This is a genomic window from Streptomyces sp. H27-D2 (assembly GCF_035828615.1).
Taxonomy (GTDB): Bacteria; Actinomycetota; Actinomycetes; order Streptomycetales; family Streptomycetaceae; genus Streptomyces.
Map to the genome: position 1 here is coordinate 8596 of NZ_JAYMZR010000058.1, position 26381 is coordinate 34976.

Genomic DNA, 26381 nt, shown 5'->3' on the forward strand with positions numbered 1-26381 from the left:
AACCTAGGAGGAGTCTGGTGGGTTCGCTGCCGGGCGGATACTGGGACGCCACCGGGCGGCTGCACCGTGAATTCGAGCTGGCGGCGCTCACCGGGCGCGAGGAAGAACTGCTGGTTCAGGCACGGCAGCCGCAGACCGCCACGCTGGTGACCGAGGTGCTCAGCCGCTGCGTGCGGCGGCTGGGCGACATCAGCCCGGTGCCGTCCGAGGTGGCCCGGCAGCTGCTGGTGGCCGACCGGCACTACCTGCTGCTGCAACTGCGCCGGGCGACGTTCGGAGATCTGGTCCACGCGAACCTGATCTGCCCGTGGCCGGACTGCGGCGAGCGGGTGTCGCTCGACTTCTCCCTCGCGGAGGTGCCCGTCGAGGAGGCGCGGCACCGGGCGCCGGTGCACACGATGACGCTGTCGGCCGCCGCGCCGAGCGGGAGCGGCACGGCGGCCGGCGGCTGTCAGGTGAGTTTCCGGCTGCCCAACGGAGCCGACCAGGAAGAGCTTTCCGAACAGCTGGCCCACAACGAAGCGCGGGCGCTGACCCTGCTGCTGACCCGCTGCGTCCAGCGCCTCGGCTCGTACGAGCCGCCCGAGGAGCGCCAGTTGGCGGAGCTGTCCGCGTCGGCCAGGTCCGAGATCGAGGAGCGGATGCAGCAGCTGGCGCCGAAGGTCGAACAGACGATGGAGGCCGCGTGCGCCGAGTGCGGCCGGACGATCGTCGCGCCCTTCGACATCCAGCGCTTCTTCCTCGGCGAGCTGCGCACCGACGGCGAACTGCTCTACCGGGAAGTGCACTACCTGGCGTACCACTATCACTGGAGCGAGCACGAGATCATGGAGTTCACCCGCGACAAGCGGCGCAAGTACATCGACGTGCTCGCCGACACGATCGAGGTGCTGAACAGTGGCGCCTGAGGGATATCTGCGGGGCGTACTGGCCGACGGGGCACGGCCCTTCCGGCATCGCGCGCGCGTGCGGGCGCTGCTGGGCCTGCCCGAGGAGACCGGGGTACGGGTCGACCTCGTTCCGAGGGCGCCGGTCGTGGGCTTCCCCTATCTGCGCCGCTCCTGCGAGTCGTACGGCACCGGCGAGGGCTACCTTTCCGGCGAGGCTCCGGTCACCGCGTCGAGCTGGCTGGACCAGACGGAGCACGTCTTCTTCGACGAGACGGCGCCGGTGAGCTCGGAGCAAGGCCCGTCGCCGTCCGCTGTGGATGCACCGCTCGTTGGTACGGTCCGAACGGGCGAGCTCGCCCCCGCAGAGGAGCCACCGTCGGGCTCTCCGGCTCCACCGGTCGTATCGGCCGCCTCGGTGGTCGTTCCCGGCACCACCGAGCGACCCGGGCAGAGCTGGACGCCGCCGCATCCGGGCTTCGGCGGCGGTACCACCGCCATGGTGGCGCCCGATCCGCACGGTACGCAGGCACCGCAGGGCGAGCCGGAGCGGCCACGGCAGGGCACATCGGGGCCCGCATCCCCATCTGCGAGTTCGGAGCGGCGGGAGGACAGCCAGGGGCACAACGGTGACGACGGCCCGGCCACCCGGTCGGTAGACGCCGCCACGTCTGCCCCCGGCGTACGGCCGCGCGGCTCGGCCGCCACCGCTCCGACCCCGCCGGCCGCCGGAACCGGGCCGAGCCGTCCGCCGCGCGCGCGGCCCGCGGCCGAGAGCACCGGAACGGCCGACGCGGGGGTGTACGCGGGCGGGTCGCCCGGTGATACGGGCGCGCGACCCGCGCAGGCGGCCCGGGCCGAGCGGACCGCCCCGAAACCGGCAGGTCCAGCGGCCGGTTGGCAGCCGGTGAGCGCCCCCGCACAGGTATCCGCAGCGGCAGGCCCGGCGTGGCCCGAGCCGCAGACGCCGGTCGCCGACCTGCCGAGCGGCGCGCCCGCCGCCGTAACCCGCGCAGTCGCGCGGCCCCGGCCCCGGCCGGTCCCGGGAAGGGCCGCAGGGTCGTACGCCGAGAGCGAGCCCCGTACGGCAGGGCCGCCGTCCCGCGCGGCCGCGACCGGCCGACCAGCCCCGCCACAAGCACCACAGGACCAGCCGCCAGGGACGCCCACCACCGTTCCCCTGACGGTGACCGTGGTCCAGGAACCGGCCCCCGAAGCGGTCGGCGCGGCAGCCTTCTGGGCGCGCCGGCACCTGGGCCGGCTGCGCGGCAGGATGCTGCGATGAGCGCCTCCACCGCGATCGGGATGGTCAGCGCGTCGCTGCGCAATCTGCTGGTCGGCGAGATGCGGCTGTCCCCGGCGATGGATGTGACGATCCTCGCGCCGGACGAGCAGGGCAGCGGACGGCGCATCAACCTCTTCCTCTACAAGCTCGCGGAGAACCCGTACCTCAAGAATCAGGACTGGATGCTGAAGCCGGGATCGTCCGGTCAACTGGTCGACTCCCCACTGTCGTTGAGCCTGTTCTATCTACTGACCCCCTACGCGCCCAACGACCCGCTCAACGGCAATGAGACCGCGCACCAGAGCCTCGGCGAGGCGATGCGGGTCCTCCACGAAAACCCGGTGATCCCGAAGGCCTATCTGGACCCCGGGCTGGCCGATGCCCGCGAACGGCTGCAGATCAGCAGCAACGCGCTGGACCCCGAGGAACTGAGCCGGATCTGGAGCACGTTCTCCCAGCCGTTCCGGCTGTCCGTGCTCTACCAGGTCTCCACCGTCCAGCTGGACCGGCTGCCCGCCAGCGCGCGCCCGATGCCCAAACGCGTCCGCCAGGTCGGTGTGCCAGATATCCGGGCGCCGCTCAACCCTCCCGCGATCACCGCAATGTCCCCGGCATCGGGCACCGCAGGCACCGTGCTCACCTTCACCGGGGCGCAGCTGTCCGGCTGGCGGGCCTCCGTACTCTTCGCCGACCAGACAGTGCTGACCGGTCAGCGGCTGACCGGCGACACCTTCACCGCGACCCTGCCGGGCGGCCTGCTACCCGGCTTCTACGACGTGCGGGTGGACGTCTCCCAGCTGTTCCGCCGTACGTTTCTGTTCGAGGTCACGCCATGACCGCAGCCAGGAGTGGCACGGACCACCACGCCTACCGGGACAACTTCGAGCACCTCACCGACGAACTGCGCAGGCTGGACCTGATGATCCAGTCGCGGCTGGCCACGGCGAGCCTGCAGAACGAGGCAGCCCCGCGGTCCCAGGCGGCCCGCACCGCCTACATCACCCGGCAGGAGGTCGACTGGCTGCTGTCGTACGAGGGCGGCGGCGCAGCGCGGGACACGGCAGCCCGCGGCAGGCCGGCCGGGGACTCGACGGCCGGGCACACGGGCGACGCCCCGGACTCAGCCTCGGGCACAGGAGGAGCCGCAGCCGCAGACCCAGCCGCCCCTTCGCCCCCCGACTGGAGCGCGGCGCTGGACGCGCTCGGCACCGAGATCGACGCCCGCGTGGAGCGCAGCCTGGCCGCAGGGGTGGGGCTGGCCCTGCCCGCTCTGGGCCGGCTCTTCGGGCTGTCCCCGGTGGAGCTGCGGACCGTCACCATCTGCCTGGCCCCGGAGCTGCGGCGCAAGTACGACCGGCTGTACGCGTACCTCCAGGACGACATCACCCGTAAGCGCCCCAGCGTCGACCTGGTCCTGGAACTGCTGTGCCCGGCCGAGCGGCAGCGCTGGACCGCTCTCGCCGCCTTCGCCGAGACCGCGCCTCTCCTGCGGACCGGCATCCTGCGCACGGTCGCCGATCCACAGAGCCCGTCCGGCTCGACCGGGCTGGCCCGGTTCCTGACGCTCGACCCGAGGATCTGCCGGTTCCTGCTGGGCTCGGATGAGCTGGACGTCCGGCTGGCGGGCCGGGCGAGGCTGTACCGCCCGTACGAGACGGCGGGGGCAGAGGCGGCCGGGGCGGCGGAGACCGACACGGCCCTCACCGACGGCCTGTGGCGGCTGGCCGAACACCACCTGGGGAAGGGCAGTACGGACCGCCGCAAGCTGGTGTTCTATCTGCACGGTCCGGCGGGGGCCGGCAAGCGGGAGCTGGCGCGGCAGACGTGTCACCGGCTGGGTGTCTCGCTGCTCAGCCTCAGCCTCGGCAGCGGAGCGCCGGGCGGCGGGTCCGGTCCGAACACTGAGGAGCTGTTCCGGCCGGCCTTCCGGGAGGGGCTGCTGCAACAGGCGGCGGTGCACCTGGCCGACGCCGACGCGCTGTTGCGCGACGATGCCCGTCCCGTGCTCGCGTCGCTGTCGGCGGCCGTCGACGACTTCGGCTGGCTGGTCTTCCTGACCGGGGAGTCGGGCTGGACCGGCGAGGCGGAATTCGCCGACGCGCTGCTGCAACCCGTCGCCGTACCGCTGCCCGACGTCCCCAGGAGCACCACCCTGTGGCGGCGCGCGCTCGCCGGGCACACGGCCGACCCGGCCGCCTGGGCCGCCGAACTGGCCGCCGTGTTCCGGATGTCGCCCAGCCGGATCCGAGGTGCCGTCGAACTGGCCGAAGGGCAGCGGCTGATGGAGCCGCTGCCCCGCGCGCTGACCCGGTCCGACGTATCCGCCGCCTGTCGGCAGCAGGCCGGCCGGAAGCTCGGCGAGCTGGTCGTCAAGGTGCGGCCCAGCAGCGGTTGGGAGGACCTGGTGCTGCCCGCCGACCGCACGGCCCACCTGCGGGACATCTGCGACCAGCTCCGGCACCGCTACCAGGTCTACGGCAGCTGGGGCTTCGGCGCCGGACTCAGCCGAGGCAAGGGGCTCAGCGTGCTGTTCAGCGGGCCGCCGGGCACCGGCAAGACGATGGCGGCCGAGGTGCTGGCACACGACCTGGGCCTCGATCTGTTCAAGGTCGATCTGTCCGGGGTGGTCAGCAAGTACATCGGAGAGACCGAGAAGAACCTCGCGCGCATCTTCGCCGAGGCGTGGACCAGCAACGCGATCCTCTTCTTCGACGAGGCCGACGCGCTGTTCGGCAAGCGCACGGAGGTCTCCGACGCGCACGACCGGTACGCCAACATCGAGACCAGCTACCTCCTGCAGAAGATGGAGGAGTACGAGGGCGTGGTCATCATGGCCACCAATCTGCGGCAGAACATGGACGAGGCCTTCACCCGGCGCATCCGGTTCATCGTGGAGTTCCCGTTCCCCGAGGCGGAGAGCAGACTGCGGATCTGGCGGACCCTCATCCCGTCGCAGGCACCGGTGTCGGCGGACGTCGACCTCGGCTTCCTGGCCCGGGAGTTCCCGGTGGCCGGCGGAAGCATCAAGAACATCGTGCTGAACGCGGCATTCCTGGCCGCGGCCGACGGCGGCACCATCGGCCGGCGGCACATCCTGCAGGGCACCCGGCGGGAGTTCGAGAAGATCGGAAAGCTCTGGGCGGAGCCGGCCCCGGCCGACGGGTCCACAGCGGCCGGGGGAGGGAGCGGGCGATGCTGACCACTCAGGACAAACCGGCGTCCGGGCCGCGTCCGGCGCCGACCGTACAGCGTGTGGCGGGGGCATCCGCATCGCAGACGTACGGGGCATCCGCGCCGCAGACGTACGGGGCAGCGGACAGCGCCCGTACGGCAGTCCAGCGCAGCCTCGGCAGCGACTATCTCCAACGCGCCGGCGAATGCGGCACCTCGGACCCGGACCGCAAGCCCGGTACGGACGGCGGCTGCTCCGGCTGCGGGCTGAGCCGGCCGGTGCAGACCAAGCTGAGCGTGGGACCGGCCGGTGACGCGTACGAGCAGGAGGCCGACCGGGTCGCCGAGCGGGTGGTCGGGATGTCCGGGCCGGCGGGCGTCAGCGATCCGGCGGGGGACGGGCCGCGCATCGACATCCAGCGCCTGGCGACCGGTCCGGCCGCTCCGACCAGCCCGGTCGGACCGGCCGGCGGGTCGTGCGACGCCCCGCTGCCCACCGGCGGCGGCCGCCCGCTGTCCGCCGCCACCCGCGCGTTCATGGAGCCCCGCTTCGGGCAGGACTTCGGCGACGTACGCGTGCACAGCGGCCCGGACACACACCAACTGGCCGCCCGTATCCAGGCCCGCGCCTTCACCCACGACAACCACGTCCACCTGGGCGGCGGCGAGAGCGAGCACAACCACCGCCTGATCGCCCATGAGCTGACCCACGTGGTGCAGCAGCGGGGCGGCGCGACGGCGGCCTCGGGAACCGGCGCGACGGCGACGGTGGCGCCGCCCTCGCGGGGAACCGTACAGCGGGCGATCAGCCCGGAGCTGGCACAGATCGAGGACTACCTCAGCTACGGAATCTTCGACTGGGCCATCACCGACGCGGAGGCGGTACGGGCTCTGACGCTGCTCAAGTCGCTGTCCCGCTTCCAGCAGGCGGCCTTCTTCACCGAGGCGACGTACGCGGGCCGGCTGCGCGGGAACCTGCCGGACGACCGGGTGGCGGAGCTGGACGCGCTGGCCGCCGACGCGGCCGGCCTGCAACCGCCCGCGGCGACCGTCGAAGCCATCGAGGACCGGCTCTCCTACGGCCTGTTCGACTGGGTGGTCACCGACAGGGACGCGGTCGAGGCGCTGGAGATGCTCAAGCAGCTCTCGGGCGGCCAGTTGGCCACCGCGCTGGCCGCGATCAACTATGGCCGCCTGATGGACAATCTGCCGGACGCGCGCAAGCCGGAGCTGACCGAGCTGTACGACCGGGGCCTGGGCCTGGGCGGCGCCCGCGAGACCGAGGAGCAGGAACACCCGGGCACCCTCATCAGGAGCATCTCCTTCAAGTCCGACCACGGGATGATGAAGGACAACACGGAGGACTGGGGCAACTCCGGCCGGCTGTACGGCGAGCCCGAGTGGTTCGCCGACAAGGGCAAGGTGGTCAGCCACCCGGTCAGCCAGACCCGCAACACCGCCGTGCGGGTCGATCTGGGCCTGAACGTACTGCCGGCCGACGCGCCCCCCGCTCCGGTACGGCTGACCGGCCGCAGCTCCGAGCCGGCGCTGAACTTCGACTTCACCGGCAGCATGCGGGGCGGCCTGAACCAGAGCCTGCCGATGACCTCCGCCGCCGCGCTGCCGGACACCATCACCGCGCTGGAGAACCGGCAGATCGTCTGGAACCTGGAGTGGCGGGACTGGAAACACGAGGTCGGCCGGACGCGGCACTCCCTCTACGTCACGGCCGCCACGCCGCTGGCGCCGGGCGAGGTCACCGACAAGCGGATGCGCGCGGCCGTATCGATGGTCGGTTCGGTCGCCCGGCAGATCGGCAGCCTCGACCCCCATCCGCTGGTGTCGGGAATCATGAGCAACTGGGGCGTCTACAACCTGGACGTGGTGCTCCCCAACGCCTGGGAGCTGGCCGACAACATCAGCCGCGGCGCCCAGTGCATCGACATCGTCCGCTTCGTCCAGGCACTGCTCCAGACCGTCGGCGCGCCGGGCGTCACGGCCGCGGTGGTGGTCTGGGCCAAACCGGACAGCCCGCTGGTCCCCGAGGAGAGCATGTTCCCGCACGGCGGACTGCACACCGTCGGCGCGCACCCCGCGCACCCCACCTGGTTCCCCGGGCTGATGGACGCCAACGGGTGCCCCAACGCGTTCGAGGCCGCGCTGCGGTTCGACCACGGCGGTCTGCGCCGCTATTACCCGGGCGGGGTCGACATGGCTCGCGTCTACTCCACGCCCCTGGACGTCCTCCGGGTCTTCCAGTGCTTCGCATGGCTCAGCCCGATCTCCCATCGCCATTTCAACATTCAGGTGATCGCGGCGACCTACCCGGACGGCACGTGCAGCACCGGCGAGGTGACCTGTGGCTGACGCGGACGAGCCTGTGAGCGGCGGCGCGGAGCTGCTGGCCCTGCTCCGCCGGCGCCTGCTGGCGTCCTTCGGGGTCGAGGGCCGGCCGGATGTACGGGTGCTGTCCGACGACCAGCTCCTCGTCTCCCGGAACCTGGTGCGGAATCCGTCCCTCGGACGGCGCGGCAAGGCGGAGACCTACGTGCCCGGCGCCGACGGCTACCGGATTCACGTCGCCCGGCGCTCGGCTGAGGCGCACGCGGCCACGGCTGCCCTGTCCCAGCGGATCACCGGCCCCGCCGGACGCCCGCCCGACGGGGACGCCCGCACCGTACGGCTGCGGGTGGACCGGGACGACCTGTGCCCGGAATGGACGCTGACCGACAGCCGGGGGGCGATCGTCACGGTGCACGCCGTCTGCGGCTCGCCGCGGGTGCTGGAAGAGGTCAACGCGATTCTCGGAGAGATCGAGGCGGTGTTGCTGGTATGACCGACGGCTTCCCCAACAAACCGAAGATTCTGCGCGGCGCATTCGTGGAATTCGGGCTGAGTCTGCCGCCGCTGCTGGTGGTGTTCCAGTTCAACCCCGTGCAGTTGACCCGCAACCGGGGGCTCTCGTACAGCTTCCCCGGGGCTCCGGACGCGGCGTCCAAGTCCTCGGCCGTGCCGCAGCGCACCCTGCGGAACTTCCACGGCGGCTTCTCGAATCTGCTCAGCCTCCAGAAGGAACAACTGGTCACGGTGGAGGAGCAGAAGCTCGGGTTCGACATCCGCCTTGACGCCACCGACCGGCTCAATGAGGGCGACACCATCACCGAACAGTTCGGCATCGCGCCGCAGATCGCCACCCTGGAGCTGATGACGTACCCCAAGCGGGAGAGCCTGCTCGGGTCGCTCGCCGACCTGCTGCCGGTCAAGCCCAAGGGGTTCAGCTTCACCCGCAGCACCAACCCGCCGCTGATCCTGTTCATCTTCGGCCGCAAGCGGGTGCTGCCGGTGAACATCAACACCATGAACATCACCGAGACGGAGTTCAGCACCGACCTGAACCCGGTCCGGGCCACGGTGGCCGTCAGCCTGACCGTCATCGAGGGCAAGAGCGTGCCGTACCTCTACTCAAAGGCCATGACCGAGGGGATGTCGGTGCTCAACCTGGCCAACATCACCGACGTCGCAAACGTCGTGGTTCCGGGGTGAGTGACATGTTCAGCAAGGAGTCGCGCTACCGCAGGGTGGACAACGTAGCGGTGCCCGACGCCCGCGGCCGGGTGCTGGCGTCCAAGGGCATCCGGCCGCTGCCCGAGGTCACCGGCACCGTCACCCACACGGTGGACTCCGGTGACCGGCTGGACCAACTGGCCTTCACCTACTACGGCAAGCCCTTGGACTATTGGCACATCTGCGACGCCAACCCGCAGTTCCTCTCCCCGCTCGCGCTGCTGAACGAGGAGCCGGTGGTCACCACCCGCTTCCCGCTCACCGCCCCGGCCGCCGGCCCGCCCTGGGCCGCGCTGCTCGGCAAGCTGTCCGGGACGGTGGGCGTGGAGGGCGTGACGGCGGCCGAGGACGTGGCCCTGGTGCCGCAGCGGCAGACGGTCGGCGGGCAGCAGGTCACCGTCGTGGTGGAGGTCTTCACCCGGGCCGTGCTCGTGACGTACAACCGGAACAACGTGAGCGCGCAGTCGGTCTCCGGGGTGATCGCGGCGGCCGGCTTCGCGGTCGGTCCGCCGGTCGACCAGGGGCGGCTGGGGCAGCGCATCGTGATCCCCGCCGCGGTGAGCGGCTAGGGCGGCGCGGTGAAACACGACGAGCTGCACGTGAAGATCGACGGCGTCGAGCTGGACGACCTCCTCTACAACGACCTGCTGAGCCTGGAGGTCGAGCTCGACGAGGACCTGGCCGGGATGTTCCGGATGACCGTGGCGCTGCTGCTGAGCGCCGACGGAACATGGAGCCACCTGGACGACGAGCGCCTCACCCTCTGGCGGCGGGTGGCCGTCACAGCGGGTTTTGAAGGCGACACCCAACAGCTGCTGAGCGGCTACATCACCCACCTGCGCCCGCACTTCGGCCCCGGCCTCGATCAGTGCCGGCTGGAGGTCTGGGGGATGGACACCAGCGTGCTGATGGACCGCGTGGACACGCTGAAGGCCTGGCCGAACACCAAGGACAGCGACATCGCGGCCGAGACGTTCCGGGCGTACGGCCTGATCCCGCAGGTCACCGACACCGAAGTCATCCATGAGGAGGAGGTCTCCACCATCATCCAGCGGGAGACCGACATACAGCTGCTCAAGCGGCTCGCGCTGCGCAACGGCTTCGAATGCTTCGTGGACGGAGACACCGGCTACTTCCAGCCGCCCGCGGTGGACGAGACCTCGCAGCCCGTGCTGACCGTGCACTTCGGCGAGGACACGAACGTCAACCGGTTCGGCCTCGAAGTCAACGCGCTGGCACCGACGGACGTGGTGATGTTCCAGGTGGACCGGATCACCGGTGACGTACTGGACGCGACGGCGGAGCCGGGCCGGCAGTCGGCGCTCGGCGCGCAGCCGGCGGCGAGCCGGCTCGGTCCGGGAATGGAGCCCGGACTCGTCTGCGTGGCGCAGTCTGCGGCCGCCGGTGTTCAGACGATGACCGCGCTCTGCCAGAGCCTGCACGACCAGGGGACGTGGTTCGTGACCGGCGAGGGCGAGGTCGCGGCCAACCAGTACGGCAGCATCCTCAAGCCGCGCGGCACCGTCACCGTCAAGGGCGTCGGGGAGACCCACAGCGGGGTCTACTACGTCACGCACGTCACCCACAGGTTCACCGTGGAGGGCTACGTCCAGTCCTTCCAGGTCAAGCGGAACGCCCTGATGCCCACCGGCCGCGAGAACTTCGCGGCCGACGGCGGGGCGCTGGGGACAGGGAGCGGATGATGACTCTCGAACGCATCGTGGCCGGCCTGGTGGAGGACACCGGCCGCCGCTGCTACGGCAAGTACCGGGGCACCGTGGTGGACAACGAAGACCCGTCCCGGCTGGGCCGGCTCAAGCTCACCGTGCCGGACGTATTCGGCCCCGATCTGGTCACCGGCTGGGCCGCCGCCTGCGTCCCCTACGGCGGCGCGGCGGACCAGGGCCTGCTGTTCGTCCCGGAGCGCAAGGCCGGGGTCTGGGTCGAGTTCGAGCAGGGAGACCCGGAGTTCCCGATCTGGGTCGGCGCCTACTGGAGCAAGAAGCCCGGCACGGGAAGTCAGCTGCCCAAGCCGCAGGCCGACGACGGCACCGAGGAGAAAGAGGTGCAGGCCTCGCCCACCCGGAAGATCATCAAGACGCTCAAGGGCCACACCATCCAGTTCGAGGACGCGGCCGGCAAGGAGGCGGTCCTCGTCCGCGAGGGCAGCCGGGGCCACGTGATCAGGATGGACCGGGACGGCATCTCGATCACCGACGCGACCGGCAACGCGCTCAGGCTGACCGCCGACGCCGTCACCCTCACCGCGAAGACTCCCCTGACGATCGACGCCGCCGGCCAGTCGGTGACGATCGTCTGCGCCGCCCTCGACGTGAAGAAGGGCTGAACCGATGGGCAAACAGGTCGTGGTCAAGGGCGACAGCGTCAAGGGCACCGATACGCACAACGTCACGGGCTGCATCGCGAGTCCCCCCGGGCCCTACACCGGCGTAGCCGACTTCACGTACGACGGCGCGATGACGGAGGGGCTCAGCGACTTCGTACGGATCGCCGGGGTCCCGGTGGCCCTGGTGACCAGCCGCAGTTCGCTCAACGCGGGCGAGGCCGTCGCTCCGACGGGCAAGCACTCCGGGCCGCTGGGCGGCAACTTCATACCGACCGCGCCGCTGCCGGTCCCGCTCTCGGTGAAGATCACCGACACTCCGCTGGGCACGGGAATTCCCAACTCGGCTGCGGGCAGCGCCCTGTTGACCGTCAACGGCGTCAAGGTCCTGCTGGACGCGGACAAGATCGACACATGCAGCGGGACCGGCGCACCGGCCGGCTCGGCGGTGACCTCGAAGGGACAGGACTTCGTGACCTGTTCGGCGTGAGGGGCCGCGGACGATCCTCCCGCGGACCGTGACCGACGGGACCGGAAATCCGGCAGACGGGAAGAGGAAGAGGAGGGGAGAAAGTGGCGACGGGGTTCGGATTTCCGTTCGGTGTCAATCAGGCGGGCGCGATCGCGCCCGCCCCGGACGAGAACGCGGAACTGCGCGGCAAGGTCATCCAGGTGCTCTTCACCGCACCGGGGGAGCGGATCAATCAACCGGAGTTCGGCTGCGGGCTGTTCAACCTGGTCTTCGACCCCAACAACACCATCATGGCCGCAGCGGTCGAGTTCACCGTCGGCCAGGCGCTGACCCGGTGGCTGGGCGACGTCCTGGTGGTGGGCGCGGTGGACGTACAGGCCCAGGACGAGGCGCTGACCGTGGAGGTGGCCTACGTACGGCGCCAGGACCTCACCCGGCAGGCGGTCCGGGTCCACTTCAGATGACCCCGCGTACACCCCGGACCCGTACGCGCGCACGTGAGGCAAGGACGATGTGATGGCTGAGATCAAACGGACGGACGACCGGCCGGTTATCGATTACATGGCCCGGGACTACGAGAGCCTGCTGCGGGCCATGCGCGACCTGATCCCCCAGAAGCTGCCGGAGTGGCGGGACTTCGCCAACGAGGCGGACTTCGGCAATGTGCTGCTGGAGCTGTTCGCGCACCTCGGTGACATCCTCAGCTACTACCAGGACCGGGTGGCCAACGAGAGCTTCCTGGGCACCGCGCGCACCCGCGGCAGCGTCATCGAGCATCTGCGCCTGATCGGATACGAACTGGGCACGGCGGCCCCGGCGGCGGCCTCGCTGAGCCTGACCGTGCCGGGCACGGTGAACGCGACGGTCACCGTCTCCAAGGGGGACGCGTTCGCCACCAGGAGCCAGCGGGACCGGCCCGGCGTCAGATTCGAATACACCCGCGAGGCTCCGCTGACGATCGACTTCGGCGCGATCGGCGCCGACCCCGTCACCGGGCGGAAGGTCTTCGGGCCCGCGCAGGGCGGCATCCCGGTCGAGGAGGGCCGGCTGATCAAGGACGAGCTGCTGGGCACCTCCGACGGCACACCGAACCAGCGGTTCCCGCTGGCGCACACCGGCCTGATCCTGCGCCCCCCTGGCCCGGCGGGACAGCCCGGCCGTGACCTGCTGCTGGTGACCCGGCTGGCGGCCGTCACGGACGCCTGGACGCTGCGGGAGAGCCTCGCCTTCAGCCAGGCCGGCCAGAAGGACTACGTGGTGGAGATCGACGCCGACGACCGGGCCGGCATCCTCTTCGGAGACGGCACCCTCGGCGCGATCCCGCCGTCGGGGGCACTCATCAGGGCCACCTACCGGGTCGGCGGCGGAACGGCGGGCAACGTGCCCGCGAACGCCGTGACCACCATCGTCGGCGCCCCCCAACTGGCCCTGCTGGGAGCGACAGTCGCCAACCCCGCCCCCGCCACCGGCGGCTCCGGGCGCGAGAGCATCGAGCACGCGGTACAGCACGCCCCGGCCGTGTTCCGCTCGCTCCGGCGCGCGGTGACCGCCGCCGACTACGAGGCGCTCGCGCTCAGCTTCAAGGGCGTCGGCAAGGTGCACGCGGACGCCACCGGCTGGAACCAGGTGACGCTCTACGTGGCCCCGGAGGGCGGCGGCAAGGTCAGCGACGTGCTGGAGGCCGGCCTCCAGGGCTACTTCGAGGACAAACGGATGCTCAGCCAGATCGTAGAGATCGCGGACGTCGACTACATCCCCGTCCATGTCACGGCCGAGCTCGCGATCGAGAGCTTCTACGTCCGCGCGGACGTGGTGGCCGCGGTGCAGGCGGCGGCGGCCGGACTGCTCGCGTTCGACCGGGTCGGCTTCCAGCAGACCGTTTACCTGAGCAAGTTCTACGAGGAGACCCAGGACGTCCCCGGCGTCATCTTCGTGAACATCACCGAATTCCGCCGCGGCGACCGCCCGTCCCCGGCGGTCGACCCGCTCGGCAAGCTCGCCCTCGGCCCGAACGAGGTGCCGGTCATCCCCGCCGACCCCGACTACGCCCCCGGCCTCAAGGTCGTGGTCGTCAACCAGGGAGGGCAGTGAGCGTGCGGCTGCTGGACATCACCGCCACCGCCCACCGGGACGGCAACAGGATCGACCTGGCCTGGCGGAACCCGGATCCCGGGCGCGCGCCCGGCGTGCGGGTGGTGCGCCGCGAGGGCACCCACCCGGCCGGCCCCGACGACGGCTTCACCGTCGCCCACGCCCTCGGCCTCAACAGCGCTTCCGACACCGTCGGCCTCCAGGGCGAGACGGTCTACTACTACACGCTGTTCCCCTTCAGCGGCTTCCCGGCGCCCGCGTTCGATCCCGACCCGCACAACCAGGCCTCGGCGATGGCCATCTCGCCGTACGACTTCGCGGGCCGCCTCTACGCGATGCTGCCCGCCGTGTACCGCCGCTACGACGCCGAGCGCACACCCCCGGCCGGCAGCGGGCTGCCGGCCGCCGACCGCGACAAGGGGCAGCTGCGCCGCTTCCTCGACCTGCCGGGCGGCGAACTCGACCGGCTCTACAGCTTCACCCGCGCCGCCCTCGCCTTCGCCGACCTGAACCGGGTCGACGGACGCCTGCTGCCGCTGCTCGCCCAGTGGATCGGCTGGCAGACCGACTTCGGCCTGCCGCTGGACGCGCAGCGCAACGAGATCCGCTTCGCACCGCGGATCTACCGGACCACCGGCGGGGTCCCCACCCTGGACGCCACGGTCGCCCGGGTCACCGGCTGGGGCAACCGCACCAAGGAATTCGTGCACAACGTGGCCCGCACCAACCAGCCGGAGCGGCTGAACCTGTGGTCGGCGCTGCGCGACACCGCGGGCAGTCTGACGGCCCCCGCGCTCGCCTCGGTCAACTTCGCCTACGACGGGCGGCCCGCGGCCGTCCAGGACGAGGACGGCTCGGCGCTGTTCTTCTACCACACCTACCGGCAGCACGGCTGGGACATCTGGTCCAAGCGGTTCGCCGCCGGGGCATGGCAGCCCAGCCGCCCGGTGGTGGACCAGCCGGGCATCGACAAACACCCCTCCACAGCACTCCAGTTGAACAAGCTCTGGCTCTTCTGGCAGAGCTACGACCCCGAGCGGCCGCCGGCCGACCGCAAATGGCGCGTCTTCTTCTCCACCCGCACCGGCACGACCTGGACACCGCCGGCCGTGTTCGGCGACCCGGCCACCGAGCGGCGGATGCCGACCGCCGTCGCCGACAACACCGGCGGGGTGTGGCTGTTCTGGCTGGAGCTGACCGGCGGCACCTGGCAGCTGCGGTACAACCGGCACAACGGCGCCGCCTGGCAACTGGACGTCCCGCAGACCCTGCCGCTGGACGGCGGCCAGGCCCCGCGCGTCGAGGACGACCTGTTCGCGCTGTTCCACCCGACGAGCACGACCCAGCGGCTGTGGCTGTTCTGGGCGCGCCGCGAGCCCGGCGGTCCCGCAGGACAGACCCGGTGGAGCATCGTCCACCGCGTCAAGCAGGGCCTGGACCCGGCCGCCGCCGACTGGTCCGCGATCCGCGCGCTGCCCAAGGCGGGCGCCGGCGGCTACCACGACCGGCAGCCCGCCCCGCTGCTCACCGCCAACGGCAACATCGAGCTGTTCTGGAGCTCCACCCAGCGGGGCGGCTGGTCGATCCTCCGCAACACGCTGACCGTCTCCACGCTCACCTGGGGGACCAACCAGCCGGTGGTCGGCGGCCCGTACGCGCGCCGGGGCCCGCTGGCGGTGGACACCGGCGCCGGCACGCTGCTCACCTACCGCTCCAACGAGAGCCTCACGTACGACAGTTCGGCTTACGGCGCGACCCACACCCTGGACCACCGCTACGCCGGCACGACCACCGTGGACACCGGCGGGACGGCGAAGCTCGCGCTGCGCGGCACCTTCGAGGACTTCCAGACCTATACGTACGACGCCGGGTCCGCCGGGACCGCCGGATCCGGCCGGGTGCGCACCAATGACAACCGCATCGCGCGGGACACCGTCGGGCTGTACCTCAACCCGGACATCACGGACCCGGACGAGATCAAGGCGGTGATCTCCCGGCTCGCCGGCGTACTGGCCGACGTCATCCCGGCGACCTCGCGCCCGGTCTTCATCACTCCATGACCGGCTGCCTCGACCGCACGAAAGAAGGGGGGACCATGGCGGACTATTCACAGTCACCGCTCGAACTGCTGCTGGCCAACCAGCGGAAGGGATACGTGGGAATCCACATCGAACAGGGAGTGCCGCTCCTGGAGCGCGACCTGAACCTGCTGCACGACCTGATCGCGGCCACGGTGCGCGCGGTCATCGCCCGCTACATCGGCAACGGAGCGCCGGCCGGGGCGAACGGCTTCGCCGTCCAGGCGCTGCCGGCCGGCCAGAACAGCCAGGACTTCCGCATCGCGGCCGGCGACGGCGGCCCGGGCACCTGCCTGGTGGGCGGGCTGGAGGTGGGCATTCCGGCAGCGGTCACCTACAAGAGCCAGCCCGGCGTACCCGCGCTCACCACGCCCACCACCGCCCAGCCCGACCCGCGCGCCGACACGGTCTTTCTGGACGTCTCGCTGGCGGAGGTGGACGCGACGGTGGACACCGACCTGGCCAACAGCCTGGACGTGGGTGTCGAGACGTCGGTACGGCTCAAGCCGGTCTGGGTGGTACGGGTCGCGGAGGGAGTCCCGGTACCGGCCGCGCCCGCCGGGCACACGTTCTACCCGCTGGCCGCACTCCAGCGCCGGCGGAACCAGGACACCATCGACGCGGCGGTCCTCACCGATCTGCGGCAGCGCCGGCTGACCGTGTCCGACGTGGAGCGCAGGCTGAGCCTGGTGGAGAAGACGCTGCTGCTGCCCGCCTTCGTCCCCCAGCCGCTGCCGCAGTTCGTACCGAAGAGCGGCGTGATCAACCAGCCGATCACGGTGAACGGCTCCAACCTCAGCATCGGCACCCCGACGGTCCGTTTCGGCAATCTGACGGCCAAGGTCTCGGGAGCGGCGTCGGCGACCCAGATCGTGGCCCGGGTGCCCGGCGGCCTCACGCCGGACGGTACGCCGGTGCAGGTCAAGGTCACCCTCGCCAACGTCGGCGGGGCGGTGCTCAGCGACGACGCCTTCACGGTGCAGCCCGCGCCCGCGTTCGCCGACCCGCCGAGCCCGCAGTTCGGCCCGGTCAACGGCACCCCCGGCACCCAAGTCACCCTCAACGGCTTCAACTTCAACGCGGGCGCGGCGCAGGTGCAGTTCGCCGCCGTGGCCGCCACGATCGTCGGCACCCCGACGAACACCGCGCTCGTGGTGCAGGTGCCGCCGGGCCTGGTGCCGGCGGGCAGCACCAACGCGGACGTCAGGATCACCGTGACCACGACGGCGGGGACCGCGGTCAGCGACGACACCTTCCGGGCCGAACTGAACATCCCCGCCCCGACCTTCGCCGTCCCGCCCTCGCCCCAGTTCACGCCCAAGAGCGGGGTGGCCGGCCAGACCGTCACCCTGAACGGCAGCAACTTCAACTTCGCCCCGGTCACGGTCAAGTTCGACACCGCCGCCGCGACCATCGTCGGCTCGCCCTCGGCGGCCCAGATCGCGGCCCAGGTGCCCGCGGGCCTGACGGCCCCGGGCACCTCCAAGCCCGTCAAGATCTCGGTCAGCACCGCCGGCGGGACCGTCACCAGTACCGACACCTTCACCGTCAACGGCTAGGTAGGGAAACCGCCATGACATTCCGCGTCTACCCCGACCCACCGACCACTCCGCTCAAGATCAACCCCGGCGCCACGGAGGCCGTCTCGATCATTCAGCAGCTCACCGGGGAGGCGGTGCCTCCGGGCTCGTACCCCAGGATGATGTTCTTCCGGGTGGCCATGGTCGGCGGCCTCACCCCGCCGACGCTGTTCCTCCAGGCGGGCAACGGCACTCCGGTGGAGATCATCACTTTCACCACCGGCGTGTTCGTGCAGGTGGCCGGCCAGCCGGACCGCTACGTCGGCGATGTGGTCCGGATCAACGAGACGGACAACGTCATCCAGATCCGGATGGGATTCGACCAGGCCGCCGGCCCCGACGAGACCTGGCATCTGCTCATCAAGAACAACGACCCGGCCAAAGCCAGGGAGTTCACCTGGGTGGTGGCGCAGACCATCGCCGAGACCGCGCAGCCGTGGATCGACATCACGCCCGCCCAGCTGCCGTACCACCCGCTCGTCAACGAATCCCTCACCGAGAGCGTGCAGGTGGCCAACAAGGGCACGGGGGCGCTCAACATCACCGGCGTCGGCCCGGCCCTGCCGACCGGCTTCGTGGTGAGCACCCCGCTGCCGCTGACCGTCCCGCCCTCCGGCACCTCGCCGCTGGCCGTCACCTTCACCGCGCCCGCCGCACCGCCGGCGCCCGACGGCAGGACCCTCGCGACCACCTCCCTCACCGCCTCCCCGGCCGACACCACGGCGGGCACCGGCGCCGGGCACAGCGGGCAGCTCTCGCTCGTCGCCACCACCCAGCGGCTGGAAGTCGTGCTGCTGCTGGACTCCTCGGGCAGCATGGACTGGGACCCGCTCGGCAATACGCTGCCGCCCGGCGCGACCACCCGGCGCTGGGACGAACTGGTCTCCGCGAACAGCCAGTTCCTGAATCTGCTCGCACTCTTCGGCCAGGGCATCGGCCGGTTCGGCATCGCACGCTTCCCCGCCGGAGACCCGCAGAACCCCGCCTCCTTCGACATCGTGCCGATGACGGCGATCCCGAACGAGGCCGGAATGGCCGCCGCGAAGGCCGCGGTCAAGGCGATCCAGCCGGCCGGCGGTACCCCGATGGGCGACGGGCTCGACCATGTGCTCGCCCCCGCCACCAGCTTCTTCGGCACCGACCAGCTCAGCGTGAGCGCCGACCGGCGCTGGCTGATCCTGATGAGCGACGGCGCGCACAACTCCGGCACCCACAACCCGCTGGAGTTCATCGCCCCGCCGGCGGGCACCGCGCCGGCCGGCACCTCGCTCGCCCAGCGGAACATCGCGCTGTTCGCCGTCGCCTACGGCATCGACGGGCACACCGACGTGAACCACCCGCTGATGACCCAACTGGCGGCCGGATCACTCGACGGCGGCAATAAGCGCTATGTGGACGACGAGAAGATCACCGGCCAGGATCTGGCGGTGATCCTGCGCGACGCCCTCAAGTCCGGCCTGGCGCCCGTCTCCTCACCGCTGGACCGGCAGTCCGTCTTCGTCATCGGCGACGACGAGGTGCGGCACGAGGCGGTCATCACCCCGTACGACAGCAAGGCCGCCTTCACCCTGAGCTGGAACACCCCCGACTCGGACCGGCTGCGGCTGGAGCTGCTCACCCCGAACTGCGAGCTGATCACGCCGGAGAACGCGGGCCAGGGCAGGTTCGAGCAGGTCACCTTCATCGGCGAGGACCGCTCGCAGATGTACTTGATCAACCCCGACTTCCTGCGCGCGCCCGCCTCGAACGGCAAAGCCGGCGTCGAGAGCGGCACCGGGGGCGGGAACGGGGACGGCGGCGGCCGCGCGCGGCACGGCACCTGGAAGTTCGTGATCACCGGCCCGGACGGCGGCATCATCCTGGGCGCGGACGAGCCGGACGCGGAGAACTACGCGTACGACGTGCTCGTCGACTCCACCCTGCGGATGGAGGTCGGCCTGGACCATGACACCTACTTCGCCGGGGACCCGGTCAACGTGACCGCACGGCTCACCATCGGCGGCCGTCCGGTCGCCGGCGCGGCCGTATCGCTCTCCACCACCGCCCCCGACCAGTCGGCGGACAATCAACTGGCCGCCCTGCGGGTACCGGAAGAGGCACTCAAGCGGGCCAGGGAAATCCTCGCGGGCAAGGACGCCAGCGAGCTGCTGATCAAGCAGCTGGGCGCGCAGCTGGCCGGTCTGGACATCGACAGCAGCCGCAGCCGGACCGCCCTGCAGATGAGCGACCCGGACGGCACGGGCGTCTACCGGACCGCCTTCACCGACACCTCGACGCCCGAGCACTACACCTTCTACGTCACCGCCACCGGCGTCACCGACGACGGCGCCCCCTTCCACCGCGAGGGCAAGCAGGAGACCTTCGTACTGGTCCGGCCCGAGCCGGAACACACCCAGCTCGACCTGCGGCAGTCGGAGCCCGGCGTCATCGACGTGACCGTCATCCCGCGCGACCGGTTCGGCAACGTCCTGCTGGTCGACCCGGCCACCACCGGAGGATTCGGCCTGACCGCGCTGGGCGGCAGGCCCGGCGGCCTGACCAGCGCGCTGGACGGCACGTACACCGGCTCGGTGACCTTCGATCCGAAGGTCAACCCCGCCATCGGGTTCCAGTTCGGCGGCCGGGAGGTGCTCGTTCCCAAGCCCGTGCCGCCGATCGCCGACCTGCAGTACGTGAACCGCGTGATCCGCTTCGACGCGGGCGCGATCAAGAGCGCCAACCAGCACGCCGACCCGCAGGCGGCGCTGGGCAGCGTCGTGGGCAAGCCCGCGACCAAGTTCCTCTCCCTCGGCGCACTCGGCGCCCTGGTGGCCGCCATCGACCACCGGGTCATCCTCGCCGGCGGCAACGACGCGGACGTCACGGTCTTCGTCCGGCCGGACACGGATCTGCGCTCCTACCGGGTGGAGGCCTACTCGGTGGACCACAGGAAGTGGGTGCCGCTCGGCGAATCGACCGGCATCACCCAGTCGTTCGGCCTGCGCCGGGCCAAGCTGAAGTTCGCCATCGCCCTGAGGATCACCGACACCAGCGGCCGCACCCGCGGCGACGATCTCAAGCCGCTGACCACCCCGGGAGTGAGCGTACGAGGCATCGGGGCGGCCAGGACCACCAAGGATCTGCCCTGCAACCGTGATCAGCTGCCGGACTGGTTCCCCTGGCCCCGGTAGAGCCGAGCGAGTGACGCTGCACGGGCCCGGTGTCCGCCGGGTGCCGGGTGGGTGCCGGGCCCGTGCAGCGTGCACAGCGCGACCCGAGCCACGCTCGTCGCTCGAAACGCCTGAGCGCCTGAGCCCGTCGAGGTCGGCTGGCTCGTCCCGCGTTGAATCCGGTGGTCAGTACGGTGGGCGTGTGATCGAGAGCTGGCACACAACCGACCCTGGAGTTCTGCGGCTTCCCTCCGGCCGGCTGGTCCGAGGCCGTGCGCTCCGCCGACCGCTCATCGCGGGACCGGTGCCTGACTTCGCCGTCTATCTGCTCAACCAGCAGCCCCCCGAGGTCTCGTGGGAAGCGCGCTGGCTGCGCTGGCCGGACTTCCGGCTGCCCAGCAGCCACTCGCAGGCCCAGGAGATGCTCGGGGAGGCATGGGCTCGCGCGGCCACTGAACGCGTCGAGGTCGCGTGCGGTGGCGGCCGTGGCCGGACCGGCACGGCTCTGGCTTGCCTCGCCGTCCTCGACGGTGTGCCACCGGAGCAGGCGGTGGACTTTGTACGTCGGCACTACGCTTCCCGCGCAGTCGAGACCCCCTGGCAGCGGCGCTACGTGCTTCGCTTCGCCGACTGACCGCCGGCCATTTCGGGCGAGCGCCGAGTGGTGTCCGGTCACCCTCGACATGCCGTAATGTTCATCTTACCGACGCGGGGTGGAGCAGCTCGGTAGCTCGCTGGGCTCATAACCCAGAGGTCGCAGGTTCAAATCCTGTCCCCGCTACGACACGCGAAGGCCCGGCAGCTCGCTGCCGGGCCTTCGCGCATGGGGCGTGCGGGGATACAGGGGATACGCGGGGCTTCGCTCGCTTTCAGGCCGCGCCGTGATTCCAGTGTCCCACCAGGTCCGTGTACAGCGCGGACAGGGTTGTCAGCAGCGCCTTGTCCCCGTCCAGCAGGAGGATGCGGGCCGCCCTGCGGGCCGAGCTGATGCGGTGGGCTCACGATGACGGTGCCGCCGCGGGCGAAGAAGGCGTGTTCCGCGCGGGCTTCGGCTCTCGGGTCGAGGTGCGAGGTGCGAGGGTAGCCCCCTACAGGGGTACGGCAGCCCGCTCCAATCCGACCAGCGGTCCGGATCGGGGTCCGGCAACGTACGGCGGGCGAACTCGGCGACCCCAGCGCCGCTGACCGCGCCGGCGGCGTCAGCGTTCTCCTGGGCGCAACCCGTCGGGAACATCGGTGGCCGTCGCGTCGTTGAACAGATTGCGGGTGCTGGTCGGGACTGTGTACCCGGGCCCACTTATCGCCCATGGGGACGATCGTTCGGCTGAAGCCCCATGGAGCCTTTCGCCGCGAGGCGACCACCCACCAGCATCCGCCTCGTAACCGGCCCCGGCTGAGTCTCCCCCGTCTCGGCTGGGGTCTCTCTGTCTGCTCACCGGCCGGTCCGGCGAGCGCGGCTGCGCCGCAGCCCTCGCGTGAAGTGGTGACCGGTGGGTGCCTTTGGAGCGCTCGGCAGTGCGTTCTGTCGCGGGTCGAACGCCCGGAACCGCTCGTCCCCTCCCGCTCTCCGGCCTGAGCCCGCTGGGGACCTCCAACTCTCGCTCCGGTGCACACCGACCGTCTCGAAGGCGTGCGCCAATATCAGCCGGATCGCTCACCGGCATCCCTCACGACGTGTTGACCGCGTCGAGGTGGTGCGAGACGGTCCGGCCGATCTGGGCCAGCGCTGCCGGCTGGGTCATGGCGTGGTGGGTGCACGCGACGTCGTGGGATTCGATGCGGCCCGTCACCAGCGGCCGCCATGCCTCGCTGGTGGGGGCGTGTGCGGGCTTGCCCTGTGTGGCGTGGAAGTACAGCAGGTCACCGTCGAAGACGCCCTCGACGACCGTCGGCAGGAGCTTGACGGAGTTGGTGAGGACCGCGGTCACCGCCGCTGCGTGATGGTCGCCGAGGCCGGAGTGTTCCGCCCAGGTCGGCAGGGGCTTCGTGGTCCCGTCCGCGCTGAGGGTCGCCTCGGCACCGGCGCCGGCGGCCGTGACCGTCGGAGCTCCGTCGGGTCGTTCCGGGGCGGTGCCGGCCGCTTCGAGGAGGAGGGCGCGGACATCCTGATCGGCGGGTGGACGAAGCCGTGCCCGCGGGTCGATGGGGCCGGAGTCGAGCATCGCCAGCAGAGCCACGCGCTCACCCTGGGACTGCAGCCGGACGGCGATGGCGTGGGACAGGGCGCCGCCGAGGGACCAGCCCAACAGGTGGTAGGGGCCGGTGGGTTGCACGGAACGGATGTGTTCCAGATAGTCGGTGATCATCTCCTCGAAGGTCGCGGGGAGCCTGCCGGGCCCCGCCAAGCCGCGCGCCTGCAGCCCGTACACCGGCAGGTCCGCCGCCAGGTGACGCGGCATCCCGGCGTAGCACCAGCTCAGACCGCCGGCCGGGTGGACGCAGAACAGCGGGGGCCGGGAACCCCCGGTGCGCAGCGGCAGCAGCATGCCGAAGGCGTCCCGTCGGGTGTCGGTGTCGAGCAGCCGGGACAGCGCGGCCACGGTCGGGGCCTCGAAGATCGCGCCGATGGACAGCTCGGTGCCCAGCGAGTGCCGGATGCGGCCGATGAGCCGGGCGGCCAGCAGCGAGTGCCCGCCCAGGGCGAAGAAGTCGTCGTCGATGCTGGTGCTCCGTACGCCGAGCACCTCGGTGAACAGCGCGCACAGCGTCTCTTCCTGTGGGCTGCGGGCCGGCCGGTCCGCGCGGTCCGCAGGGGGTTCGGGGGCCGGCAGGGCGGTGCGGTCCAGCTTGCCGTTCGCTGTCAGGGGGAGTGCGTCGAGGATGACGAAGGCGGCGGGCACCATGTAGTCGGGGAGCCGGGTCGTCGCCCAGATCCGCAGGCCGGCGGCGTCCACCAGAGCGTCGGCGGGGGTGCGTTGGGCCGGCACGGACTTGGGCGTGGTGCGGGCCGTGGGGACCACGTACGCGATCAGGCTCCGCTCACCCGGCCGGGATTCGCGTACCGCCACCGCCGTGTGCGCGACCCCCGGGTGGCGGTCGAGCGTGGTCTCGATCTCGCCCAACTCGATCCGGAAGCCGCGGATCTTGACCTGCTCGTCGCTGCGGCCGAGATACTCCAGTACGCCGGGCTCGGCCCAGCGCGCCAGATCGCCGGTGCGGTACATCCGCGCTCCGGGCGCGCCGAACGGGTCGGCGATGAACCGTTCCGCGGTCAGCGCCGGCTGGTCGAGGTAGCCGCGGGCGACCTGGCTGCCGGACAGGTACAGCTCGCCGGGCACGGCGGGGGGCTGCGGGTTCAGCGCCGCGTCCAGCACGTAGGCCCGCACATTGCGGCCGGGACGCCCGATGACCGGCTGGTCGCCCTGTTCGTCCAGGCGGCAGTAGACAGCGTCGACCGTGCACTCGGTGGGGCCGTAGTAGTTGTACGCGATCGTGCCGGGGCAGTCGCGCAGCGTCTGCCACAGGGCGGCGTCGAGGGCCTCGCCGCCGACCATCAGCAGCCGCGGGCGGTGCCGGTCGCCGGTGAGCAGCCCGGCGGCGATGAGCTGGTGGAGGTAGGAGGGGGTGAGGTCGAGGAAGTCGATCTCCCGCTTGGCGATGTGGTCGACGAGGGCGGCCGGGTCGAGCCGTACGGAGTCCTCGATCAGATGCAGTTCGTGACCGGCGGCCAGGAACAGCGGGCCTTCCCACGCGGTGTCGAAGGAGAACGTGGCGGTCAGGGCGGCGCGCAGCGGGCGGTCCGCCGCGGCGCTCGCGGGGGCGATGAGTTCGCTCCGGTGGTCGAAGTAGAGATTGGTGAGCTGGCGGTGTTCGACGACGACGCCCTTGGGCCGGCCCGTGGACCCGGACGTATAGCTGACGTACGCCGGATGGCCCGGCAGCAGGGGCGTCGTACGGTCGCGGTCGGTGGGGTCGGTGTCCGGGCGGCGGTCGAGGTCCCGGAGCGTGTCCGCGCCGTCGAGGAGCAGGGCGGGGGCGGTGGACCTCAGGGACGGCGCGCCGGCGGCTGTGGTGAGTACGCACAGCGGACGGATGTCGCCGAGCAGGAACCGGATCCGTTCCGCCGGATGGTTCCGGTCCAGCGGCACGCAGGCCGCGCCCGATTTGAGGACCGCCAGCAGCGCGACGAGGTGATCGGCCGTGCGCGGCAGCGCCAGCGCCACCCGGGTCTCGGGGCCGGCGCCGTGGGCGATCAGCAGGTGGGCCAGCCGGTTGGCCCGGGCGTTGAGCTCGGCGCCGGACAGTTCCATGTCCCCGCAGACCAGCGCGGTCGCCTCGGGGGCGCGGCGGGCCTGTGCCTGGATCAGCTCCGGGAGTGTCGTGGCGGGCACGGTGCGGGCCGTGTCGTTCCACGCGGACACCACCCGGTGGCGCTCGGCGTCCGCCAGCAGCTCGACGGCGCCGATCGGCCGGTCCTGGTCGACCGTGGCCAGTGTGTCCAGCAGGGCCAGGAAACGGCGGTGGTGGGCGGCGGTGACCTCGGCGCTGTAGAGGGCGGGACCGGCGTTGAAGTCGATGCGCAACGAGCCGTCGGCGGGCCGGTCGTACACATTGACGCCGAGACCGGTGACGGGGCCGTTGGAGAGGTTGTGCAGCACGGCGGGGTGCCGGCCGAAGGACAGCCGGGGGTCGTACCCCATGATGTTGATGCCCCAGTCGCCCAGGTACCCCTCGCCGTGGATGGTTCCCAGATCCTGGACGAGCTGCGGCGACGGATAGCGCTGGTGCCGCAGCAGACCCCGCGCCTGCTGCGCCGTGTGGCGCACGAGGTCGGCCACGGTGGTCCCCGGCCCCAACCGCACCGTCAGCGGCAGCACGTTGGCCAGCATGACCGGCACCCGCCGCGCCACGGCGCCGGAACGGCCGGTCACCGTCAGGTCGAGCGTCACCTCGCCGCGGCCGCTCATCCGGTGCACGTAGAGCGACAGCGCGGCCATCGCGGCCGACGGCAGGCCGGTCCTGGCCCGCCGCGCCAGGGCCCGCAGCCCGTCGGCGGCGGACGGGCCGACGTACCCGGTCTCCCGGACGAAGGTGTGCGGGACCGCCGTCAGCCGACGCGCCAGGTCCGACCCGGCCGGGCGGCCGGACGACTGCTCCGCCCAGTACCGCCGGTCCCGGGCGAACCGCTCGGACCGGAGGTAGTCGGCCTCGTCGGCGAGCAACTGCTCCAGCGTCCCGAACGGCGAGGGCGGACACTCCTCGCCGGCTTCCAGGGCGCTGTAGAGCGCGGCGACCCGCTGGATGAACAGCGAGAACCCGTAACCGTCCAAGGTGATGTGGTGCGCGCTGATGTAGAGCAGAAAGCTTTCGGCGGCAGTCCTCAGCACTGCGAAGGTGAACAGCGGCGGTCGCCCGAGATCGCATGGCCGGCGCAGGTCGGACCACATCCACTCGGTCGCGGCGGCCAGCGGGTCGCTCGCGCCGCTCAGCTCCACCACCGGCAGTGTCCAGTCCGGCAGCGGCTCGACCAGCTGCCACACCCGGCCCTCGTCGTCGGCCTCGAAGCGGACCTGGAACGCCTCCGTCTCCGCGACGGTCCGGCGCAGCGCCTCCTGTAGCAACCCCAGGTCGACGGGGCTGTGGAACTCCACGAACTCGGCGGCCCGGTAGTTGGGGTTCTCCGGGTCCAGCTGCTGGGAGAACCACATCCCCGTCTGCGAGGCGGTCAGCGGAAATCGACGATCGCGGGTGCCGGACGTGCTGTTCATGCGTGCCGTCTCCTGACGAGGTGCTTGGTCTCACGGTGTTCTGGCCTGCCCA

General features: G+C 71.3%; 18 protein-coding genes and 1 tRNA gene. 18 read left to right on the forward strand and 1 reads right to left on the reverse strand.

Features of this window, described 5'->3' with window-relative positions; translation table 11 throughout:
* Positions 1–17: 17 nt before the first annotated feature.
* From QMK28_RS21460 to QMK28_RS21545, 18 genes are all read left to right on the forward strand, one after another.
* Entirely contained in the window at positions 18–908 is an 891-nt protein-coding gene (locus QMK28_RS21460) for a T4 family baseplate hub assembly chaperone (RefSeq protein WP_326440429.1), read from the forward strand.
* A complete protein-coding gene (locus QMK28_RS21465) occupies positions 898–2172 on the forward strand; it encodes a hypothetical protein (RefSeq protein ID WP_326440431.1) in 1275 nt (424 codons plus the stop codon). Before QMK28_RS21460 ends, QMK28_RS21465 begins: the two co-directional genes overlap by 11 nt.
* Positions 2169–3008 (forward strand): DUF4255 domain-containing protein, encoded by an 840-nt coding sequence (locus QMK28_RS21470; RefSeq protein WP_326440433.1) that lies wholly within the window; start codon positions 2169–2171, stop codon positions 3006–3008. Before QMK28_RS21465 ends, QMK28_RS21470 begins: the two co-directional genes overlap by 4 nt.
* On the forward strand, positions 3005–5371 hold the full coding sequence (locus QMK28_RS21475) for an ATP-binding protein (RefSeq protein WP_326440435.1): 2367 nt from the start codon (positions 3005–3007) through the stop codon (positions 5369–5371). Before QMK28_RS21470 ends, QMK28_RS21475 begins: the two co-directional genes overlap by 4 nt.
* On the forward strand, positions 5365–7710 hold the full coding sequence (locus QMK28_RS21480; RefSeq protein WP_326440437.1) for an eCIS core domain-containing protein: 2346 nt from the start codon (positions 5365–5367) through the stop codon (positions 7708–7710). Before QMK28_RS21475 ends, QMK28_RS21480 begins: the two co-directional genes overlap by 7 nt.
* Positions 7703–8179, forward strand: coding sequence for a hypothetical protein (locus QMK28_RS21485; RefSeq protein ID WP_326440439.1), 477 nt, complete (start codon positions 7703–7705; stop codon positions 8177–8179). Before QMK28_RS21480 ends, QMK28_RS21485 begins: the two co-directional genes overlap by 8 nt.
* On the forward strand, positions 8176–8886 hold the full coding sequence (locus tag QMK28_RS21490) for a hypothetical protein (protein ID WP_326440441.1): 711 nt from the start codon (positions 8176–8178) through the stop codon (positions 8884–8886). The genes QMK28_RS21485 and QMK28_RS21490 overlap by 4 nt, the downstream gene beginning before the upstream one ends.
* Complete coding sequence (locus QMK28_RS21495; RefSeq protein ID WP_326440443.1) at positions 8883–9476, forward strand: hypothetical protein; 594 nt, start codon at positions 8883–8885, stop codon at positions 9474–9476. The genes QMK28_RS21490 and QMK28_RS21495 overlap by 4 nt, the downstream gene beginning before the upstream one ends.
* A 9-nt stretch (positions 9477–9485) precedes the next feature.
* Positions 9486–10610 carry a phage late control D family protein gene (locus QMK28_RS21500; RefSeq protein WP_326440445.1) on the forward strand — a complete coding sequence of 375 codons (1125 nt, stop codon included), beginning with the start codon at positions 9486–9488 and terminating at the stop codon, positions 10608–10610.
* Positions 10610–11254, forward strand: a complete 645-nt coding sequence (locus QMK28_RS21505) for a phage baseplate assembly protein V (RefSeq protein WP_326440447.1) — start codon at positions 10610–10612, stop codon at positions 11252–11254. Before QMK28_RS21500 ends, QMK28_RS21505 begins: the two co-directional genes overlap by 1 nt.
* A 4-nt stretch (positions 11255–11258) precedes the next feature.
* Complete coding sequence (locus tag QMK28_RS21510; protein ID WP_326440449.1) at positions 11259–11741, forward strand: hypothetical protein; 483 nt, start codon at positions 11259–11261, stop codon at positions 11739–11741.
* 83 nt (positions 11742–11824) lie between these two features.
* A complete protein-coding gene (locus QMK28_RS21515; RefSeq protein ID WP_326440451.1) occupies positions 11825–12187 on the forward strand; it encodes a GPW/gp25 family protein in 363 nt (120 codons plus the stop codon).
* Positions 12188–12239: 52 nt separating this feature from the next.
* Positions 12240–13814 carry a baseplate J/gp47 family protein gene (locus QMK28_RS21520; protein WP_326440453.1) on the forward strand — a complete coding sequence of 525 codons (1575 nt, stop codon included), beginning with the start codon at positions 12240–12242 and terminating at the stop codon, positions 13812–13814.
* Positions 13811–15874, forward strand: a complete 2064-nt coding sequence (locus tag QMK28_RS21525) for a hypothetical protein (protein WP_326440455.1) — start codon at positions 13811–13813, stop codon at positions 15872–15874. The genes QMK28_RS21520 and QMK28_RS21525 overlap by 4 nt, the downstream gene beginning before the upstream one ends.
* A 35-nt stretch (positions 15875–15909) precedes the next feature.
* Positions 15910–17451, forward strand: a complete 1542-nt coding sequence (locus tag QMK28_RS21530; RefSeq protein ID WP_326440457.1) for an IPT/TIG domain-containing protein — start codon at positions 15910–15912, stop codon at positions 17449–17451.
* A 14-nt stretch (positions 17452–17465) separates the two neighbouring features.
* Positions 17466–20642 carry a hypothetical protein gene (locus QMK28_RS21535; RefSeq protein ID WP_326440459.1) on the forward strand — a complete coding sequence of 1059 codons (3177 nt, stop codon included), beginning with the start codon at positions 17466–17468 and terminating at the stop codon, positions 20640–20642.
* A 181-nt stretch (positions 20643–20823) separates the two neighbouring features.
* A complete protein-coding gene (locus QMK28_RS21540) occupies positions 20824–21255 on the forward strand; it encodes a protein-tyrosine phosphatase family protein (protein ID WP_326440461.1) in 432 nt (143 codons plus the stop codon).
* Between the two features lie 73 nt (positions 21256–21328).
* A tRNA-Met gene (locus tag QMK28_RS21545) sits at positions 21329–21402 on the forward strand.
* Positions 21403–22288: 886 nt separating this feature from the next.
* Here QMK28_RS21545 and QMK28_RS21550 read toward each other — a convergent pair.
* Positions 22289–26329 (reverse strand): amino acid adenylation domain-containing protein, encoded by a 4041-nt coding sequence (locus QMK28_RS21550; protein ID WP_326440463.1) that lies wholly within the window; start codon positions 26327–26329, stop codon positions 22289–22291.
* Positions 26330–26381: the final 52 nt, after the last annotated feature.

Bases quoted from the DNA above. Each gene is read 5' to 3' on its own strand.
- QMK28_RS21510 (WP_326440449.1), top strand. From the start codon at position 11,259: ATGGGCAAACAGGTCGTGGTCAAGGGCGACAGCGTCAAGGGCACCGAT.
- QMK28_RS21505 (WP_326440447.1), top strand. From the start codon at position 10,610: ATGACTCTCGAACGCATCGTGGCCGGCCTGGTGGAGGACACCGGCCGC.
- QMK28_RS21475 (WP_326440435.1), top strand. From the start codon at position 3,005: ATGACCGCAGCCAGGAGTGGCACGGACCACCACGCCTACCGGGACAAC.
- QMK28_RS21550 (WP_326440463.1), bottom strand. From the start codon at position 26,329: ATGAACAGCACGTCCGGCACCCGCGATCGTCGATTTCCGCTGACCGCC.
- QMK28_RS21470 (WP_326440433.1), top strand. From the start codon at position 2,169: ATGAGCGCCTCCACCGCGATCGGGATGGTCAGCGCGTCGCTGCGCAAT.
- QMK28_RS21535 (WP_326440459.1), top strand. From the start codon at position 17,466: ATGACATTCCGCGTCTACCCCGACCCACCGACCACTCCGCTCAAGATC.
- QMK28_RS21530 (WP_326440457.1), top strand. From the start codon at position 15,910: ATGGCGGACTATTCACAGTCACCGCTCGAACTGCTGCTGGCCAACCAG.
- QMK28_RS21490 (WP_326440441.1), top strand. From the start codon at position 8,176: ATGACCGACGGCTTCCCCAACAAACCGAAGATTCTGCGCGGCGCATTC.
- QMK28_RS21520 (WP_326440453.1), top strand. From the start codon at position 12,240: ATGGCTGAGATCAAACGGACGGACGACCGGCCGGTTATCGATTACATG.
- QMK28_RS21480 (WP_326440437.1), top strand. From the start codon at position 5,365: ATGCTGACCACTCAGGACAAACCGGCGTCCGGGCCGCGTCCGGCGCCG.